Annotated in this window: 21 protein-coding genes and 1 pseudogene; 11 read left to right on the top strand and 11 right to left on the bottom strand. The window is 71.9% G+C overall.

Translation table 11 applies throughout. The features are described from left to right. The first annotated feature begins 44 nt into the window (after positions 1 to 44). Positions 45 to 1,013 carry a helix-turn-helix transcriptional regulator gene (locus ACIQRW_RS36155; RefSeq protein ID WP_403769007.1) on the top strand — a complete coding sequence of 323 codons (969 nt, stop codon included), beginning with the start codon at positions 45 to 47 and terminating at the stop codon, positions 1,011 to 1,013. On the opposite strand, the gene ACIQRW_RS36150 is transcribed toward ACIQRW_RS36155, so the two are convergent. The 3 genes from ACIQRW_RS36150 to ACIQRW_RS36140 form a co-directional block, all read right to left on the bottom strand. Further along, a complete protein-coding gene (locus tag ACIQRW_RS36150) occupies positions 1,010 to 1,552 on the bottom strand; it encodes an FBP domain-containing protein (protein ID WP_403769005.1) in 543 nt (180 codons plus the stop codon). The genes ACIQRW_RS36155 and ACIQRW_RS36150 overlap by 4 nt on opposite strands. A gap of 123 nt (positions 1,553 to 1,675) precedes the next feature. After that, positions 1,676 to 2,107, bottom strand: coding sequence for an RNHCP domain-containing protein (locus ACIQRW_RS36145; RefSeq protein WP_403769002.1), 432 nt, complete (start codon positions 2,105 to 2,107; stop codon positions 1,676 to 1,678). A 24-nt stretch (positions 2,108 to 2,131) separates the two neighbouring features. Continuing rightward, on the bottom strand, positions 2,132 to 2,512 hold the full coding sequence (locus tag ACIQRW_RS36140; protein ID WP_403768999.1) for an RNHCP domain-containing protein: 381 nt from the start codon (positions 2,510 to 2,512) through the stop codon (positions 2,132 to 2,134). A gap of 460 nt (positions 2,513 to 2,972) precedes the next feature. Between ACIQRW_RS36140 and ACIQRW_RS36135 the strand changes: the two genes are divergently transcribed. Continuing rightward, the gene (locus ACIQRW_RS36135; RefSeq protein ID WP_403768996.1) at positions 2,973 to 3,581 is read left to right on the top strand and encodes a PadR family transcriptional regulator; all 609 of its coding nucleotides are present in this window, start codon (positions 2,973 to 2,975) and stop codon (positions 3,579 to 3,581) included. Positions 3,582 to 3,691: 110 nt separating this feature from the next. Here the strand turns inward: ACIQRW_RS36135 and ACIQRW_RS36130 are convergent, their stop codons facing one another. Both ACIQRW_RS36130 and ACIQRW_RS36125 read right to left on the bottom strand, forming a co-directional pair. Beyond that, positions 3,692 to 4,123 (bottom strand): SRPBCC family protein, encoded by a 432-nt coding sequence (locus tag ACIQRW_RS36130; RefSeq protein WP_403768993.1) that lies wholly within the window; start codon positions 4,121 to 4,123, stop codon positions 3,692 to 3,694. 79 nt (positions 4,124 to 4,202) lie between these two features. Further along, positions 4,203 to 4,397, bottom strand: coding sequence for a hypothetical protein (locus ACIQRW_RS36125; RefSeq protein WP_398068782.1), 195 nt, complete (start codon positions 4,395 to 4,397; stop codon positions 4,203 to 4,205). A gap of 244 nt (positions 4,398 to 4,641) precedes the next feature. Here ACIQRW_RS36125 and ACIQRW_RS36120 point away from each other — a divergent pair, with 244 nt between their 5' ends. The 3 genes from ACIQRW_RS36120 to ACIQRW_RS36110 all read left to right on the top strand — a co-directional run bounded on the left by ACIQRW_RS36120 (position 4,642) and on the right by ACIQRW_RS36110 (position 7,446). After that, positions 4,642 to 5,184: a Clp protease N-terminal domain-containing protein gene (locus tag ACIQRW_RS36120; protein WP_403768990.1), complete on the top strand. Its 543-nt coding sequence runs from the start codon at positions 4,642 to 4,644 to the stop codon at positions 5,182 to 5,184. Positions 5,185 to 5,295: 111 nt separating this feature from the next. Continuing rightward, positions 5,296 to 6,327: an EamA family transporter gene (locus tag ACIQRW_RS36115; RefSeq protein ID WP_403768987.1), complete on the top strand. Its 1,032-nt coding sequence runs from the start codon at positions 5,296 to 5,298 to the stop codon at positions 6,325 to 6,327. Between the two features lie 159 nt (positions 6,328 to 6,486). Further along, positions 6,487 to 7,446, top strand: coding sequence for a DMT family transporter (locus ACIQRW_RS36110; RefSeq protein WP_403768984.1), 960 nt, complete (start codon positions 6,487 to 6,489; stop codon positions 7,444 to 7,446). Positions 7,447 to 7,526: 80 nt separating this feature from the next. Here the strand turns inward: ACIQRW_RS36110 and ACIQRW_RS36105 are convergent, their stop codons facing one another. After that, on the bottom strand, positions 7,527 to 8,222 hold the full coding sequence (locus tag ACIQRW_RS36105; protein WP_403768981.1) for a pyridoxamine 5'-phosphate oxidase family protein: 696 nt from the start codon (positions 8,220 to 8,222) through the stop codon (positions 7,527 to 7,529). A 36-nt stretch (positions 8,223 to 8,258) separates the two neighbouring features. On the opposite strand from ACIQRW_RS36105, the gene ACIQRW_RS36100 reads away from it, so the two are divergent. Further along, positions 8,259 to 9,590, top strand: coding sequence for an aminotransferase class I/II-fold pyridoxal phosphate-dependent enzyme (locus tag ACIQRW_RS36100; RefSeq protein ID WP_403768978.1), 1,332 nt, complete (start codon positions 8,259 to 8,261; stop codon positions 9,588 to 9,590). On the opposite strand, the gene ACIQRW_RS36095 is transcribed toward ACIQRW_RS36100, so the two are convergent. Continuing rightward, positions 9,577 to 10,722, bottom strand: coding sequence for a DMT family transporter (locus ACIQRW_RS36095; RefSeq protein WP_403768976.1), 1,146 nt, complete (start codon positions 10,720 to 10,722; stop codon positions 9,577 to 9,579). The two genes, ACIQRW_RS36100 and ACIQRW_RS36095, sit on opposite strands and share 14 nt — an antisense overlap. Positions 10,723 to 10,796: 74 nt before the next feature. Between ACIQRW_RS36095 and ACIQRW_RS36090 the strand changes: the two genes are divergently transcribed. Continuing rightward, positions 10,797 to 11,711, top strand: coding sequence for a LysR family transcriptional regulator (locus tag ACIQRW_RS36090; RefSeq protein WP_403768973.1), 915 nt, complete (start codon positions 10,797 to 10,799; stop codon positions 11,709 to 11,711). Positions 11,712 to 11,768: 57 nt separating this feature from the next. On the opposite strand, the gene ACIQRW_RS36085 is transcribed toward ACIQRW_RS36090, so the two are convergent. Then, on the bottom strand, positions 11,769 to 12,239 hold the full coding sequence (locus ACIQRW_RS36085; protein ID WP_403768970.1) for a pyridoxamine 5'-phosphate oxidase family protein: 471 nt from the start codon (positions 12,237 to 12,239) through the stop codon (positions 11,769 to 11,771). A 173-nt stretch (positions 12,240 to 12,412) separates the two neighbouring features. On the opposite strand from ACIQRW_RS36085, the gene ACIQRW_RS36080 reads away from it, so the two are divergent. Then, positions 12,413 to 13,093, top strand: coding sequence for a cysteine hydrolase (locus ACIQRW_RS36080; RefSeq protein ID WP_403768967.1), 681 nt, complete (start codon positions 12,413 to 12,415; stop codon positions 13,091 to 13,093). Here ACIQRW_RS36080 and ACIQRW_RS36075 read toward each other — a convergent pair. The 3 genes and pseudogenes from ACIQRW_RS36075 to ACIQRW_RS36065 form a co-directional block, all read right to left on the bottom strand. Next, entirely contained in the window at positions 13,080 to 13,529 is a 450-nt protein-coding gene (locus tag ACIQRW_RS36075) for a Rieske (2Fe-2S) protein (RefSeq protein ID WP_403768964.1), read from the bottom strand. The two genes, ACIQRW_RS36080 and ACIQRW_RS36075, sit on opposite strands and share 14 nt — an antisense overlap. Before the next feature lie 214 nt (positions 13,530 to 13,743). Further along, complete coding sequence (locus ACIQRW_RS36070; protein ID WP_403768961.1) at positions 13,744 to 14,205, bottom strand: NAD(P)/FAD-dependent oxidoreductase; 462 nt, start codon at positions 14,203 to 14,205, stop codon at positions 13,744 to 13,746. A 167-nt stretch (positions 14,206 to 14,372) separates the two neighbouring features. Then, a pseudogene (locus tag ACIQRW_RS36065) lies at positions 14,373 to 14,495 on the bottom strand (TerC family protein); the annotation flags it as partial. 195 nt (positions 14,496 to 14,690) lie between these two features. Between ACIQRW_RS36065 and ACIQRW_RS36060 the strand changes: the two are divergent. From ACIQRW_RS36060 to ACIQRW_RS36050, 3 genes are read left to right on the top strand one after another with little or no spacing between them, the layout of a single operon-like run. After that, positions 14,691 to 15,242, top strand: coding sequence for a hypothetical protein (locus ACIQRW_RS36060; RefSeq protein ID WP_403768958.1), 552 nt, complete (start codon positions 14,691 to 14,693; stop codon positions 15,240 to 15,242). After that, entirely contained in the window at positions 15,239 to 15,793 is a 555-nt protein-coding gene (locus tag ACIQRW_RS36055; RefSeq protein WP_403768955.1) for an FAD-dependent oxidoreductase, read from the top strand. Before ACIQRW_RS36060 ends, ACIQRW_RS36055 begins: the two co-directional genes overlap by 4 nt. After that, complete coding sequence (locus ACIQRW_RS36050) at positions 15,754 to 16,011, top strand: hypothetical protein (RefSeq protein WP_403768952.1); 258 nt, start codon at positions 15,754 to 15,756, stop codon at positions 16,009 to 16,011. The genes ACIQRW_RS36055 and ACIQRW_RS36050 overlap by 40 nt, the downstream gene beginning before the upstream one ends. The last annotated feature ends 100 nt before the right edge of the window (positions 16,012 to 16,111 follow it).

The following is a 16,111-nucleotide window of genomic DNA, read 5'->3' as shown; positions in this document are numbered from 1 at the left end:
CAAATGACGACACCCTTGGTCATGTATTTCGCTACCGTTCCCGCATGCGCGCCGACCGATTGGTCTCGTTGGTACTGCTGTTGCGTCAGCGCGGTCGGCTGACCGCCGACACGCTGGCCCGTGAGCTGGAGGTGTCCACCCGTACCGTGCTGCGCGACATCGAGGCACTGTCCGCGGCCGGAGTCCCGGTCTACGCCGAACGCGGCAGGCACGGCGGGTTCGCCCTGCTGCCCGGTTTCCGGACCGAGCTGACCGGGCTGAACCACGACGAGGCCCTCGCCCTGCTGGCCGCCGGATCGGGGCGCGGGGAGCAGGTGTTCGGCCTCGGGCCGGCGCTCGCCTCGGCCATGCGGAAGGTGGTCGACGCGCTGCCCGAAAGCCATCAGGCCGCCGCGAGCGACGCGGCCCAGCGGTTTCTCGTCGACCCGGCGACCGACCTGCTCTCGCGTCGGCCGGTCACCGATCAGGTACCGGGCACCACCATGATCGAGGTCCGCCGGGCCGTGCTCTCCGGCCGCAAGCTGCGCATCCACTACGCGGCCACGGGCCGGGCGCCGCAGTGGCGCACGGTGGACCCGATCGGCCTGGTGACCGTACGGGACCGGGGCTACCTGCTGGCCACCAGATCCGGCGCGGACCGCACCTACCGGCTGTCACGGGTGCTGGCCGCCGAGGAACTGCCCGAACCGGCCCAGCGGCCGAACCGGGTCGACCTGGACCGGATCTGGCGGGACCGTTCCGCGCGATTCCTCGCCGGCGGCGACCACGTCACCGCGCTGGTACGGGTGAATCCGGCGCGGCGGGAGGAACTGCTGGGCACCGTGCTGGCCGTCCGCGCGGAAGATCCCGGCACGGACGGCTGGCCGCGGCTGGAGGTCACCTTCCAGGACGCACGGCACGCCGAATGGGCGCTGTGGCGGCTCGGTACGGATGCGGAGGCCCTGGCCCCGCAGTCCTTGCGCAGCGCCCTGCGCGACCTCGCCATCACCCTCGCGGCCCGCTACGCGACCTAGGTGTATTGATCACGAGCGTTGTTAACGCCGATCGGGGCCTGCCGCGGTTCAGCGACCGAACGGACGAAGGCGATCGTGCGAGAGCGCAAGCCTTCCCGGCGCGAGGCGATGATCTCGTCGACCGGACGGTCGAAGGCTTCGCGGACCGGCTTGCCGTGCACCTTCACCGCGCAGTCGAGGTCGGTGCACAGGAGGAGACCGATCGCGTCGAGGCGTTCGCGTTTGTCACGTGATGGGCGTTGGGCGGTGAACAGTGAGACCTCGTTGAAGCGGCGGGCGAACCGGCACAGGTCGCACATCACCGCGCGCGAACCGTGCGTCGAGTCGTTCGGGGCCTGGCGCAGCAGCACCCCCCGCGCTCGGCCGTCGGCCTCGGTGACGAGGTAGGCGCGGGTCGGGGCGCGCAGGTCTCGCCAGCCGAGGTAGTCGATCCGGTGCCATCGGATGTCGTCGAACCGGGCCGGCAGGCGGACCTTCTTCGCGGCCGGGTCCAGGTTCACGATCGCGCCGCGCACCTCTTCCCTGGTCATGGGGCGCATGGCTTCTCCTTGCGAGTCGCACACGGGTGCGATCTGTAGGGGGACGGGGGTGTGGGAACCCCGAGCGTCAAGGTGTGGGGGTGGTGGGTGCCGTGTGACACGGCATGGCGCGGGAAGGCCTGGTCACGGCGCGAGTCGCATGCGATGGGCGACGCCGGGGTCCCGCAGGGGTCTGAGTGCCAGGCGCACCAAGGCCAGTGCGTTGTCGTCACCGGCGATGCGATTGGCGCTGAGCTCGCCGCAGGACACGCACTGGTGGATGATCATCCACTCACCGTCGGGCCTGACCGACATGCCCAGGGCTTCCATCCGGGCGCGGCAGTCCGCAGCCCGGTCGCCCGGCACCCGCCGGTCGACGTGCAGGCTGACCAGGCAGTTCGGGCAGTGATTGCGGTGCGTGGTGCCGGGTGCGTCCAGGGACACGTCCAGCCGGCAGCCCGCGCACCGGAAAGCGTCTCCCCGGTGTCCTCCCTGGCTGTGCAGGATGTCCTTGTACCGCTGCGGCCGCCGGGCGGCTCGGGCACGGCGACGGGTGTTCTTCGCTCGTTTCGGCATGGCCGGTCCTCTCCTCCTTCCGGTTCAGAGGTCGCCGAACGCTTCGAGCGGAAAGGGAGGTTGCGCCAGTGGCCGGACGGCCAACCGCATCAGGATGAGCTGGTTGTCGTCCGTGCGGGTGGGGTGGGAGGTCAGCTCGTCGCAGCGCACGCAACGGTGAATGACCACCCAGCCGCCCGTACGCGGCACGGCGACGGCGATCGGCGACATGCGGCCCCGGCAGTCACTGGAGCCGCCGTCGGCGGGGTCGAGAACATGCTGGAACCGCAGGCACGACGGACAGTGATGGCGCTGTGCGCCGTCGTCGGCCACGGCGGACACGGTCCGGCCGCACCATGCGCAGGAGAAAACGCTGCTCAGGGTGGTGCGTGGCGTGCTTGAGAGAGTTCTGTTGGTGCTGGACACCCGGGGTGCTCCTTGCTGGGAAGTCTGTGATGACAGCAAGAGCAGGCCGAGCGGCCTCGACGAAGACGCCCACCCCGTACGACGCGACATGCGTGCGGGCGGAGGCAGGGGCTGATTCAGTGCACCGGAGAGTCACGTCCGGACGCCGTCCGAGAAGGACGGCAGCAGAAAGACGGACTACTGGCTAGACGGTGCAGCGAGGCGCGCGCGGCGCGGGCCGGAACATAAAAATCTCTCTTTTCCAGGGCACGGAAGCCCAGAACAGACCGAGGAACGCCGTCAGCGTAACCACGGCTCGGTCGAGGGGCCAGTGATTATTTCCGGGCACCGCTTCGCCCCGGTGAGCAGCGCAGTCGTGTCTCCGGCGCTCGTGTCGTCGTCGGCGACGGCCTTGTCGTCCGATAGCTTCCGATATATCGTTGACGCATCGCGACAGATCAACGATGGAAGGAGCGTAGAGATGCGTTCACACGGACACGGATACGAGCACGGGCCGGGGCAGTGCGGGCCCGGTCATCACGGTCGAGGCGAGGGCGACGGTCGTCGGGCCGCTTTCGGGCCGTTCGGGCCGCCGTTCGGGGGCGGTCCCTTCGGTGGCGGACGCGGCCGGGGCGGCGGCGGTCGGGGGCGGGCGCGGCGCGGTGACGTGCGGGCGTCGATCCTGGCCCTGCTGAAGGACCGTCCGATGCACGGTTACGAGATGATCCAGGAGATCGGCGAGCGCAGCGGCGGGGCCTGGCGGCCCAGCCCGGGTTCTGTCTACCCGACGCTCCAACTGCTGGAGGACGAGGGGCTGATCGTCAGCGCCAGCGAGGGCGGCAAGAAGCTGTTCACGCTCACCGACGCCGGGCGGAGCGAGGCCGAGACCGGCCCCGAGGCTCCGTGGGAAGAGGCCGGGCGCGGCGTGGACTGGGAGGGCGTCAATGAGATCCGGCAGGCCGGATTCGGTCTGATGGAGGCGTTCGGGCAGGTCTGGAAGACCGGCTCCGCCGATCAGCGGCAGAAGGCGCTGACGGTCATCAACGACGCGCGCAAGAAGCTCTACCTGATCCTCGCCGACGAGCACTGAGCGTGCTCGCCGGCCGGGTGCGAAGGGCCCCGCGGGACGATTCCGCGGGGCCCTTCGCATGCCGTGTGGAATCGTCCAGTAGGGCCTTTTCGCGTGCCGCGCGGGCGCGGTCAGGAGGTGACGAGTCCGGCGAGCTTGCGCAGCGACTCCTGGAGCGCTGCCGTCGCGGAGTCCTTGAGCTTGCCGCCCATCAGCGAGACCGCCGCACCGGTGAACTCGCCGTCGATGCGCATCGTCGTGGCGTCGCCCTCCGGGGTCAGGGAGTACCGCATGGCCAGGATGACCCCCATCGGGCCCTTGCCCCGAGTCGCCAGCAGGCGGCCCTCCTCCAGGCCGTCGACCGTCCAGGTCACCTCGGCGGGGAAGCCCATGAGCTTGATGTTCTCCTCGTAGGTGGCCGCGAGCTCCAGCTCGGCCGGGCCGCCCTTGGGGAAGCTGGTGTGGGTGGCGTTCCACTCCCCGTACGACGAGAAGTCCGTCAGGCGGCCCCAGACCTTCTCGGCGGGCGCCTCGATGCGTGCCTCGGCGCTGACTCCAGCCATGCGACCACCCCTGGTTCGTCCGGTTTCGGTGTCGCGGAAGGTAGCGGGGGCCGCGTCAACATTCAATACTGATGGACCGTCAGATCTGTTGGGGCTGCCTGTTCCGCCAGATCACCGCGGAGTCGAACCTGTCCGACGCGCGGGGGTGGGGGCCCTCGTCGTGGCAGTGGAAGGCCGCCCAGAAGAGATCGGCGGGCAGGGCGTCGTCGGGTGCGTACACGCGGTAGACGTACTGCAGCCCGTCCTGGGCGAGCAGCGCGACCATCCAGAACACCCGTTCCTCCCCTCCCGCCCCCGCCGCGTCCGTGTGGCGTGGGGGACGTGCGCGCGAGGGCCCGCGGTTGCCGCGGGGGCGTGAGATGCAAGGCGGCGCGCGCCCCGGACCGTCATGGTTGTGCCGTTCGGCACGATCTCATCCGCAAGGATGACGGACCGCGCCGGTGTCCCCAACTTCGGTGGGATGCCCAATGGGTCGCTCCGGGGATGTCTTTCGGCCGTGGGACTGATGGGGTAGAGGTGTGCAAAACCGGACGCCGCGCATGCCTGACCAGCCCGCACCGAACCACGCCGAGAACGATGCCCGCTTCACCGTGGAACTGGCATCGGTGCTGACGGGTGCGCGCAGGCGCGCGCTGCGCGACGGTGACCGTCAGATCGACACCGCCCACCTCCTGCATTCGCTGATCGAGACGGACCCCGAAGTCCGCGAGGCCTTCGACGGTGGGCCCCAGTTGGCCAAGGTGCTCGGCTATCTCGTCCAGCGCAGCATCGGCTACGGGCTCCGCTGGCAGGGCTCCGTCGAGGACTCCGGCGCCCTTCCGGTGGTGCGCGACCCGGCGGTCGACGGCTGGTCGCCCTCGGCCCTCGCCGCGATGGAGGGCGCGCTGTACCGCGCCGCGTCGCGCGGCGAAGCGCGCGCCGCCGGCCTCGACCTGCTCGCCGCCCTGGCGGCCGACACCGAGTGCCGTGCGGTGGAGGTGCTCGCCCGCGGGGGTGTGGACGCGCGGTGGCTGGCGGACCGGGTGGTCGTGCTCACGGCCGAGGCGGCGCGACACGCTTGAGCCGCCCCGTGACGGTGATGCCTCACCCCCTTCCCGCGGTCGCGGCCGGGGGGCCGTCTCGACAGGTGTCATGGGGATGACGGTGCTGTCGACTGCTGCCATGATGTGCCGATGCAAGCGTCTTCGGGATTTCAGGGCAGAAGTGCCGGGCTGGGCCTCGCACTGGTCTCGGCCTTCGCGTTCGGCGGTTCGGGAGTGGCGGCCAAGCCGCTGATCGAGGCGGGACTCGACCCGCTGCACGTGGTCTGGCTGCGCGTCGCGGGCGCCGCCGTCATCATGCTCCCGGTCGCCTGGCGACACCGGAATCTCGTACGGGAACGCCCCGCGTTGCTGGCCGGGTTCGGCCTGTTCGCGGTGGCCGGGGTCCAGGCCTTCTACTTCGCCTCCATCTCCCGTATCCCGGTCGGTGTGGCGCTCCTGGTGGAATACCTGGCGCCCGCGCTGGTCCTCGGCTGGGTCCGCTTCGTGCAGCGCAGGCCCGTCACCCGGGCCGCCGCGGTCGGCGTGGTGCTGGCGGTGGGCGGCCTGGCGTGTGTCGTCGAGGTCTGGTCCGGGCTCAAGTTCGACCTGCTCGGCCTGCTGCTCGCCCTCGGTGCGGCCTGCTGCCAGGTCGGCTACTTCGTCCTCTCCGACCACGGCGGGCAGGACGGCCGGGACGGCGGGGGCAAGCACGCCGAGCCTCCGCACCCCGTCGGGGTCATCGCGTACGGACTGATCGTCGGCGCGGCCGTCCTCACCGTCGTCGCCCGCCCCTGGGGCATGGACTGGTCGCTGCTCGGCGGCAGCGCGGGCATGAACGGCAACGAGGTCCCCGCTTGGCTGCTGCTGGGCTGGATCGTGCTGCTCGCCACCGTGCTCGCGTACGTCACCGGGGTCGTCTCGGTCCGGCTGCTCTCGCCCCAGGTGGCCGGAGTCGTCGCCTGCCTCGAAGCGGTCATCGCGACCGGACTGGCCTGGGTGCTGCTCGGCGAGCACCTCTCCGCACCGCAGCTCATCGGTGGATTCGTGGTCCTGACCGGCGCGTTCATCGCCCAGTCCGCCGCGCCGAAGCCCCCGTCGGGTCCCGTCGCCTCCGGCGCCGGTGCCGGAGCGGTGGTCGGGCCCGTCGAGGGCGAGTTGTCCGGCGGCCGGGCCCCGCATTAGTGTGCCGACCATGCATCTGACTGTGCTGCCGCCCCCTGCCGCCTAGCGCGGGCGGCCACTCCTGACGAAGACCGGGCTCGGGCAGTCCCCGAGCGGCTCGTCGCTGCCCGCGTGCGGAGCCGAGCGACCTGCCACCCTGTCCTCCTCTGGAGAAGTCGTATGTCCATCCCTGTTGCTTCCGCGCTGCCCGTCGGGCGGAGCATGCTGTATCTGGTCGTCGCCGGAGTCGCCTGGGGCACCGCCGGTGCGGCGGCGTCCCTCATCTTCCGGGTCAGCGATCTCGGCCCTCTCGCCCTGTCCTTCTGGCGCTGCGTGGGCGGTCTCCTCCTGCTGGCGGGGGCGCTCGCACTGCGCCCCCGCCGGACGCCCCGGGAGCCCGAACCGCGGCGTCGCCGACTGCTTCGGATCCTCGGTACGGGCATCGGTCTCACCGTGTTCCAGAGTGCGTACTTCGCGGCGGTCGAGGTCACCGGCCTCGCCGTCGGCACCGTTGTCACGCTCGGTGCCGGGCCCGTCCTGATCGCCGTCGGGGCGCGTCTGCTGCTGGGCGAACGCCTCGGCCGGGGCGGCCTGGTCGCCGTGACCGGCGCGCTGACCGGGCTCGTCGTGCTGGTCCTGGGCGGCGAGGGCGGCGACGTCGTGCCGGCCGGGGTGCTGCTCGCGCTGCTGTCCGCCTCCGGGTACGCGGCCATCACGCTGCTCACGCGCTGGCTCGGGCGGGACGGCGGCGGCGGTGACGCGCTGACCACCAGCGCCTGGGCGTTCGGCATCGGAGCGGTGGGCCTGCTGCCCATGGCCATGGCCGAGGGGCTGGTGCCGCACACCGCCGAGGCGGGGCAGGTGCTGTGGCTGCTGGTCTATGTGGCCGCGGTCCCCACGGCCCTCGCCTACGCGCTGTACTTCGCCGGGGCGGCCGCCGTCCGATCGGCCACCGTCTCCGTGATCATGCTCCTGGAGCCGGTGAGCGCGGCCGTCATCGCGGTGACCGTCCTGCGGGAGCGGCTGACGACGGCCACGGTCCTCGGCACGCTGCTCCTGCTGACGGCGGTGGCCGGCCTGGCCCTCGCGGAGGCGCGCGGCGCGGCGGCGGCCCGCCGGAAGGAGGCCCTGGCCGTGTGACGACCCGCCCGGCGGGGCGGGTGCCGGTCGCGGCGGCCATGGCCGCCGCGACCTCGGTCGGAGTGCCGTCGCGGCCTCGGTCAGAGAGCGGACAGGTAGTCCGGTACGGCGATGGCCGGATCCATGTCGTCCGCGGGGACCGGCGCCGCATAGCCCCGGGTGAGCGGCACGATGCCGGTCCAGTGGGGGAGGGCGCTGTCCTCGGGCTCGTCGTTGGGCCCGCCGGTGCGGACCTTCGCGGACACTTCGTTCAGGTCCAGCCGGATCACCGCTGTCGCGGCGAGTTCCTTGGCGTCGGCCGGCCGGGAGTCGCGGGAGCGGCCGGGCACGACCTGGTCCACGATCGCGTCCAGGGCGAGCCGACGCTCCTCGGGGTCGGTCACCGTCACGGCCGTGCCGTGCACCACCACCGAGCGGTAGTTCATCGAGTGGTGGAAGGCGGACCTGGCCAGCACGAGGGCGTCGACATGGGTGACCGTCAGGCAGACCGGCAGCCCCGGGTCGGCGCTCCTCGCCGACCGCAGCGGTCGCGAGCCCGTCGAACCGTGGACGTACAGCCGCTCTCCTATCCTGCCGAAGAGGGTCGGCAGGACGACCGGGGCGCCGTCGCGCACGAAGCCCAGGTGGCAGAGGTAGGCCTCGTCGAGGATGGAGTGGACCAGCTCGCGGTCGTAGGAGGCGCGGTCCTTGGACCGGGTGGGCACCGTGCGGTCGGTGGGCAGGTAGGGGGCGGCGACGCCGGAGCCCGTGTCGTCGGGCGTTGCGGTGTGCTGCATTTGCTGACTCCATTGCACTAGTGCATACTGTTGTTTGTGCTAGGAGAGTATCGGATCAGTGGGCGGCGCGCAGCGGAGATTGCCGCCAGTGTGGAGCGCGGGGTCGGCTCCGGAGACCTTCCGCCGGGCCATGTGCTGCCCCCCATGCGGGAGTTGGCCGCGCGTCTGGAGGTCAACCCCAATACCGTGGCGGCCGCCTACCGGACGCTGCGCGAGCGCGGCGTGATCGAGACGGCGGGCCGGCGGGGGAGCCGGGTGCGTCCGGCCCCGGCCAGCACGTCGCGCGGATCGCTGCGGATCGAAGCGCCCCCGGGCGTACGGGACCTCGGCGAGGGCAATCCCGATCCGGAGCTGCTGCCCGGCCTCGGGCCGGCGCTCGCGGCGGCCGCCGCGGCCGACGCGGAGAGCCATGGTCTGTACGGGCAGGCCGCGGTGGTCGCGGAGTTCGCCGCGTACGCCCGCGCCGTGCTGGACGCCGACGGGGTGCCCGCCGGGCCGGTCGCCGTGACGTCCGGAGCGCTGGACGCGATCGAGCGGGTCCTCGCGGCGCACCTGAAGCCGGGCGACGCGGTGGCGGTGGAGGACCCCGGCTGGGGCAGCGTGCTCGACCTCGTACCGGCGCTCGGGCTGCGCGCCGTACCGGTCGGCGTGGACGACTCCGGTCCGCTGCCCGCGGATGTGGAGCGGGCGTTGCGGGCCGGGGCGCGGGCCCTCGTCGTCACCGACCGGGCGCAGAACCCGACCGGCGCGTCCCTGGACGCGCCGCGCGCCCGGGAGCTGCGCGCGGTCCTCGGGCGCCACCCGGACGTGCTGCTGATCGAGGACGACCACGGGCACGCCATCGTGGACCTGCCGCTGCACCCGCTGGCCGGGGTGACGGCCCACTGGGCGTTCATCCGCTCGGCGGCCAAGGCGTACGGCCCCGATCTGCGGGTCGCCACGCTCACCGGGGACGCCGTCACGGTCGACCGGGTGGCGGGGCGGCAGCGGCTCGGGCCCGGCTGGGTCAGCCGGCTGCTCCAGCGTGCCGTGCTCCATCTGTGGACCTCGGGCGCCGTCGACACCCGTGCGGTGTCCCGCTCCTACGGGGACCGCCGGGACGCGCTCATCCATGCGCTCGCGGAGCGCGGCGTGAGCGCCCGGGGCCGCAGCGGCATGAACGTGTGGGTGCCCGTGAGCGACGAGACCGGGGCCGTCGCCCGGCTGCTCCACGCGGGCTGGGCGGCGGCCCCGGGCGCACGCTTCCGGCTGGACACGCCCCAGGGGGTGCGGCTCACCGTCTCCCCGCTGACCGCGGCGGAAATCGGGCCCCTGGCGGACGCGGTGGCCGCGGCCGCGGGTCCCGCACGGCCGGTCAGCTACGGCTGAGCCCGGAGGCGTCCGCGTCCGGCGGCACGGCTCGGTCCACCGCGGGCTCCGGTGGGGCGGCGGCGACCGGAACGACCGCGGGCTCCGGTGGGGCGGCGGCGAGAGCTTCCGCGGGCTCCCGTGGGGCGGCGGCGAGAGCTTCTGCGGGCTCCGGTGGGACGGCCGGGCGGGCCCGGCTCTGGGTGAGGGCCGCCCCGACGAGGACGATCAGCGCCCCGACCGGGGTGTTCCAGCTCAGCTGCTCGCCGAGCAGTGCGACGCCTGCCGCCGTCGCGATCACCGGGATGAAGTACGTGACCATCTGGGCCGTCGTCGGACCGACCTCCTGGACCAGTCCGTACTGGAGCAGGACGGCGAGGCCCGTGCCCAGCGCGCCCAGGGCGAGCACCGAGACCGTCGGGAGCAGCGGAAAGGACGTGGGCGGCGAGGTGAACAGCGGGGTCACCACGGCCAGTTGCAACGTACCGAGGAAGAGCTGGCTGCCCGTCAGCGCCAGCGTCGACGACCCGGTCCCGGCCAGGGTGCGGCGTACGTAGATCCAGCCGACCGGATAGCAGAACGAGGCGAGCAGAGCCATGCCCGTACCCGGCAGGTCCAGGCCGGAGAAGCCCTGCCAGGCGCCCAGCACCGTGAGGACGCCGAGGAAGCCGACGCCGAGGCCGGCCACCCGGCGGCGGGTCGGGCGGTCCTCCGACAGGGCGATCACCGAGAGCGCCATGCCCCACAGCGGCGAGGTCGCGTTGCAGATCCCGGCCAGCGTCGAGGGGATCGTCAACTCCGCGTAGGAGAAGAGCGAGAACGGCAGTGCGTTGAGGAGGAGCGCCGCGACCGTGAGGTGCCCCCAGGTCCGAGTGGAGCGCGGCAGCCGCTCCCGGCGCATCGCCATGGCGGCGACCAGCACCGCCGTACCGGCCAGCAGCCGGCCGAAGGTGACCTGGAACGGGGCGTAGCCCTCGGTCCCGACCTTGATCAGCAGAAAGCTGAACCCCCAGATGAGCGAGAGCCCCGCGAACCGGATCCGCCAGTCGAGGGCGGGGCGCCGCACGGCGGGCGCTATCGGGGCGGGCCGCGGAGGTGGCGGGGGAGGTGCTGACGCCGGGGCCGTGACCCTCGGCTCGCAGGGAGCGCTCATGAGGTCAACCCTGACGAAGAAGACGTCGTAGGGCAAGCGAATCTTTCTGTGCTCGTTCACGTAGCATCGCTTACATGTTGAACCTGGAGCGGCTGCGCACGCTGGACGCCCTCGCCCGGCACGGCTCGGTGAGCGGGGCGGCCGACGGGCTGCACGTCACGACGTCGGCGGTCTCGCAGCAACTGGCGAAGCTGGAGCGTGAGGTCGGGCAGCGGCTGCTCGCCAAGAACGGCCGAGGCGTCCGGCTCACCGACGCCGGCCGGCTGCTCGCGGACCACGCCGCGCGGATCCTGTCGCAGGTGGAGCTGGCTCAGTCCGACATCGAGGCACAGCGCGGCGAGGTCGTCGGCGAGGTACGGATCTGCGCCTTCCCGACGGCGGCCCGCGGGCTGTTCCCCGCGATGCTCACCTCCCTGCGCGCGGACCACCCCGATCTCGCCGTCCGCACCCGGGAGCTGGAGCCCGAACAGGGGCTGCGCGCGGTGCTCCGCGGGGACGTCGACCTGGCCGTCGTGCTCGACTGGAGCAACAAGCGGCTGCCCGTGCCCGGCGGGCTGGCCAAGGCAGAACTGCTCGACGACGCACCGGACATCGCCATGCCGGCCGGGCATCCGCTGGCGGACCGTGACGAGGTGGAGCTGGAGGACTTCGCGGACGACCCGTGGGTGTCCTGGCCCGAGGGCGAATTCTGTTACGAGTGGCTGATGTTCACTCTGCGCTCCCGGGGCATCGAGCCCCGCATCGCCCATCTGGCAGGTGAGCACCACACGCAACTCGCGCTGATCGCGGCCGGGTTCGGCGTCTGCGTGGCCCCTCGGCTGGGGCGCGGTCCGGTCCCCGAAGGCGTGCGGCTGGTGCCGGTGCGGCAGACCATGCGGCGGCACGTCCACGCGGTCTGGCGCACGGACGCGGACCGCCGGCCGTCGGTCCGCGCCGCGGTGAAGGCGCTGCGGGCGGCGGGGGCGGATGTGGCGGCGGACGGTCGATGAGCCCCGGGCGGTGGATGAGCCCCGGGGTCCGGGGCCGTAGCGGCCGCGGGCGGGAGCTCAGGCGAGATCGGCGAGCTTGCGGAAGTCCCAGGAGGTGATCGTCTCCGGGGTGAGCCGCAGCCAGGCGTGCCGTCCGTCGTGCGGCATCTCCGTCATGCCGAAGTACTTCACGGGGAACAGCCGCTCCGGCTCCACGAGTTCGGGGCAGGGCTCGCCCGTGCGGGGCGCCTCGCCGACGAACTCCGCCCGGCCGGTGAGCTCCACGCCGCGCAGCTCCTCGTACCCCTCGCCGTCGTCCACGACCACGGCGATCCTGGCGTCCCCGCGCAGCTGGGACCAGCGCAGGCTGCGCGTGATGGAGTACAGCCAGAGGGAGCCGCCGTCCCAGACGAACCACAGGGCGCCGATGTGCGGGGCGCCGTCGGGGCCGAGCGTCGCCACCCGGCAGGTGCGCTGTTCGCCGAGATAGGCGTCACGCTCCCCGGGCGTCATCATGATCCGGCGGCCTCGTCGCTGGGTGTCGGTCATGGTCGCCCTCTCCCGAGATCTGACTGAGTGTCAGAAATCATGGACGCTCTTCCTTCGTGACGCAATGGCCGCTACTCTCGCGCGCCCGGTCCGTCCACAGAAGTCCGTCCACTGAAGTCCGACGCAGGAGCCCGTCTTCCCGTGCGGCGGACGCAGGAAAGGGAGGAGCGCCCGTGCCGTCGAGGTCATCACAGGAGCGGCTCACCGAACTGCTCGACCCCGCCACCACCGTCCTGTTGACCGTCGAGTGCCAGCAGGGCGTCGTGGGGCCGGACAGCGCCCTGCCCGAACTCGCCGCCGCAGCCCGCTCGTCGGGCGCGCTCGACAACATCGCCCGCCTCGTCGCCGCCGCCCACGGGAGCGGAGTCCAGGTGATGCACGCGGTCGCCGAGAGCCGGCCCGACGGTCGCGGCGGCAACCGCAACGCCCGGCTCTTCCGCGCCGCCGCCCGGCTGCCCGTCCAGCAGCACACCGGCAGCACCGCCGTCCGGGTCGCGGCCCCCATCGAGGTGGCCGACGAGGACCTCGTCGTCCGCCGGCTGCACGGTCTCTCGCCGCTGGCCGGCACCGACGTCGACCCGCTGCTGCGCAACCTCGGCTGCCGGACGCTCGTCGTCACCGGCGTATCGGCCAACATCGCGATCCCCAACGCCGTCTTCGACGCGGTCAACCTCGGCTACACGGCCGTCGTACCGGCCGACGCCATCGCGGGGGTGCCCGCCGAGTACACCCCCGCGATGGTCCGCAACACGCTCGCCCTCGTCGCCACCGTCACCACCACGGACGCCGTACTCGGCGGCTGGAAGCGACCGCGCAGGCAGGGGACGGGACAGGGAGCGGCTACGCCAGCCTGATCGAGTCCCCCTCGACGGTGATCTCACGGGCGGGCAGCGGTTGTGTGGCGGGCCCGCCGGTCGGGCTGCCCGTGGCGGCGTCGAACGTGGAGTTGTGGCAGGGGCACGTGATCGTGCCGTCCGAGACGTCCTTGACCGCGCAGCCCTGATGGGTGCACGTGGACGAGAACGCCTTGAACTCGCCCGGCTGCGGCTGGGTCACCACGACCTTCTGCGCGGCGAAGACCACCCCGCCGCCCTCCGGGATGTCCGCGGTCGCGGCGAGTACCTCTCCACCCTTCCCGCCGCCGCTACCGGGCTCCTCGACCGTGTCCGAACCTTCCGAACCGTCCGATCCGCCGCACGCGGTGAGGGCGGCGGCCGCTCCGGCCGCTCCCACCGCGGCGACGATGGTGCGGCGTCCGAGGAGGCTCCGGCGCTCCTGCGTTGCGCTCATCGCGGCATTCCCTTCGTCGGTCTTCTCGTCTGGCTTCCCAGCTCGGTCACTTCGGTCAGTGGTACGTGCCCCCGGGGCGCGGTGTTCACGCCGGGACGCCGTATCGCCGCTGGACGGCCCCGTCGGCAGGGCCCGGCTGATCCGGGAAGCCGTCGGACCGCGGTGCAGTCGGTATTCGGGTCCTCGCAATCAATTGCCGACCGTTTGTGTGATATCAGCGGAATGAAACGATTGGCAGGCTTTGGGTGATGGTTACGCCGTCGAGGAGCCGGTAGAAACGGCTGTGGTAGACGTTGCCGCACGGGCTCTCCTCCACCTCCTTGGTGAAGGCGCCGACCAGCGGTGAGCGACGCCCCGTGGCGTCCACCAGCGCGTCCGCGTCGATCACCGCGCCGTCCACCCGCACACCTCGGACGCGTCCCCGGTCCACCACGACCTCACGGACGGAGAGGCCGTGGTGGACCCGGACGCCGGGCTGTCCCTGGAGGGCGCGGTGCAGTACCCGCTCGACGGTCGCCCGGCGTGAGCCGAAACTCGCCAGCTCGGTCGCGGCGGCCGGAGCCTCGACCCCGGGCGGCGCCGTCATGTCGACCTCGTCGACCCCGTGCGCGAGCAGATCCGCGTGCACGTCCGGCAACCGGGTGTGCAGCAGGCGCCGGAACAGGCCGAGGAACATGTGCGGGTGGCGGACCTGCGGCGCCCCCGGCCGCCGCCACTTCTGAACGTCGCCGAGGTCCTTCGGCCGGGGGGCCGTCCCGTTCCACCAGGTCCACCGCGTACCCCTGGCGGGCCAGCAGCAGCGCGGCGCCGAGCCCGGCTATGCTCCCGCCCGCCACCACGATTCGCCATGATCAGCACGAAGACGAACAGATTGTCGACGCTGAGCGACTTTTCGGTGACGTAGCCCGCGAAGAACTCACCGGCGGCCTGCCCGCCGCCCCATATCAGCAGGCCCACACCGGATAGCAGATCGACGCGAGGCCCCCATGGGACCTTATTCTGCTCCGGTCTCCAGCATGTGGGCATCAAGTACGGAACGCTGACCGAACCGATGCCGGCAACTCCGGTGGGCCGCATCCGGCAAGAGGACATTCCGGCACTCCCCTTGAGGCCGGTAAGGCGATCTGGGATTCCGTCTACGCGACGAAGAAGCCGATCCTGATGGAGGTCCGCAGGGCCGGAACAGCGGGCGGCCACCGTATTCCGAAACTGGTCGCCGCACATCCCGACGCGAGCCGTCTCATTGACGATGTGTACGCCGCGACCGAGAAGACCTGGCTTTCCGAACCGAAGGAACTCGCCGATCTCCACGCGGGGCTGATCCCGTCCGGGGCGGGCAGCTTCGACACGGTGCTGCCCACGCTCCTGTTCGTCAACGGTGAGACCCGCCCGCTGGGGTACGCCACTTACGGCGGTCTGGTCCGGGGCGCGGTCCAGGGCATGCCGATGGACTCGCTGCGTCATATGACGCGCCTCCTGGTCGGTGTTCCGGCTGAGTTCCTCGGCTACTGCGGCCTGGAGCAGCTGTGGAGTTTCACCCAGCGCTTCCTGAACTGCCTCGACCAACTCGACCGCGAGGACTTCCTGAGCGTGGTGGGCCAGCTGGCCCTCTACATCAACTGCCTGGGTGGCTGGAACCTCCACCTGTATCCATGGGAGGCCGGAGACCACCTGCGTCAGCTGCGCTCCGATGAACCGGTCCTCCAGTCGTGAGCCGCCTCCCCGAACGCGCGGACGTCGTCGTCATCGGCGGCGGTGTCATCGGCACCTCGATAGCCTGCCAACTCGCGGAGTCGGGTGTCGGTACCGTCCTGCTGGAGCGCGGCGAGCTCGGATCGGGATCGTCCAGCAACACCGCCGGCGTGGTGCGTACCTACTTTCCCGGCAACGCGCTCATCAGCAGCCTCGCCGTCCGGAGCCTGGCGGACTACCGGGCCCCCGAGGCCTACGCCTGTGACTCCGTCTCGATCGTGCGCGCCTACGCCACAGCGGCCCAGCAGGCCGGGGCCATCCCGCCACCTCGGCGGTTCCGCCGGGACCGGGTAAAGAGGGCAACCGCGGCACGCGCCCACCGTGCGGCCGTGGACAGACGCAGGCTGCGTCGCGGCGCCGGGTGGGCCGGCGCCGCGGCCCTGCGCCGAGCGCCGTTCGGTTTGTTCAACCATCTCGAGAGGAAACCCATGGTCGAGCACACGGGCGGAGAGTTCGTCCGGGAGATGATGCGGTGGCACTTCAGCCCGGAGACCGGGTCCCGTTCTGGCTGAAACGGGTCGAGGGTCTCGACTTTGATCCCCTGACCGACGTCCGGGACTTCGACGATCTCAGCCTGTTTCCCAACGTGGTGGACGAGCTGGAGATCGCACAGGCTGCCGAGCGGATCCGCCACAGCGTGGCGAACGCGCGGCCGGCCGGTGCGGTCGACGCCGCCGCTGCCGGATATCCGGTTCTCCGGTGTCAATGCCGTCTCACCGTGGCGCAATAGCACCAGCGTCGTGGAGCTGCCCCGGGCAGCGAGTGCGGGATTCACGCCGACTGTCCCTTTTCGATCATAGCCCCCGTCGTCGGCGGCCATGTGGCGGAGT

This window comes from Streptomyces sp. NPDC091287 (assembly GCF_044768525.1).
GTDB lineage: Bacteria > Actinomycetota > Actinomycetes > Streptomycetales > Streptomycetaceae > Streptomyces.
Note: the sequence above shows the minus strand (reverse complement) of the source record. Positions and strands in the feature narration are given on the sequence as shown.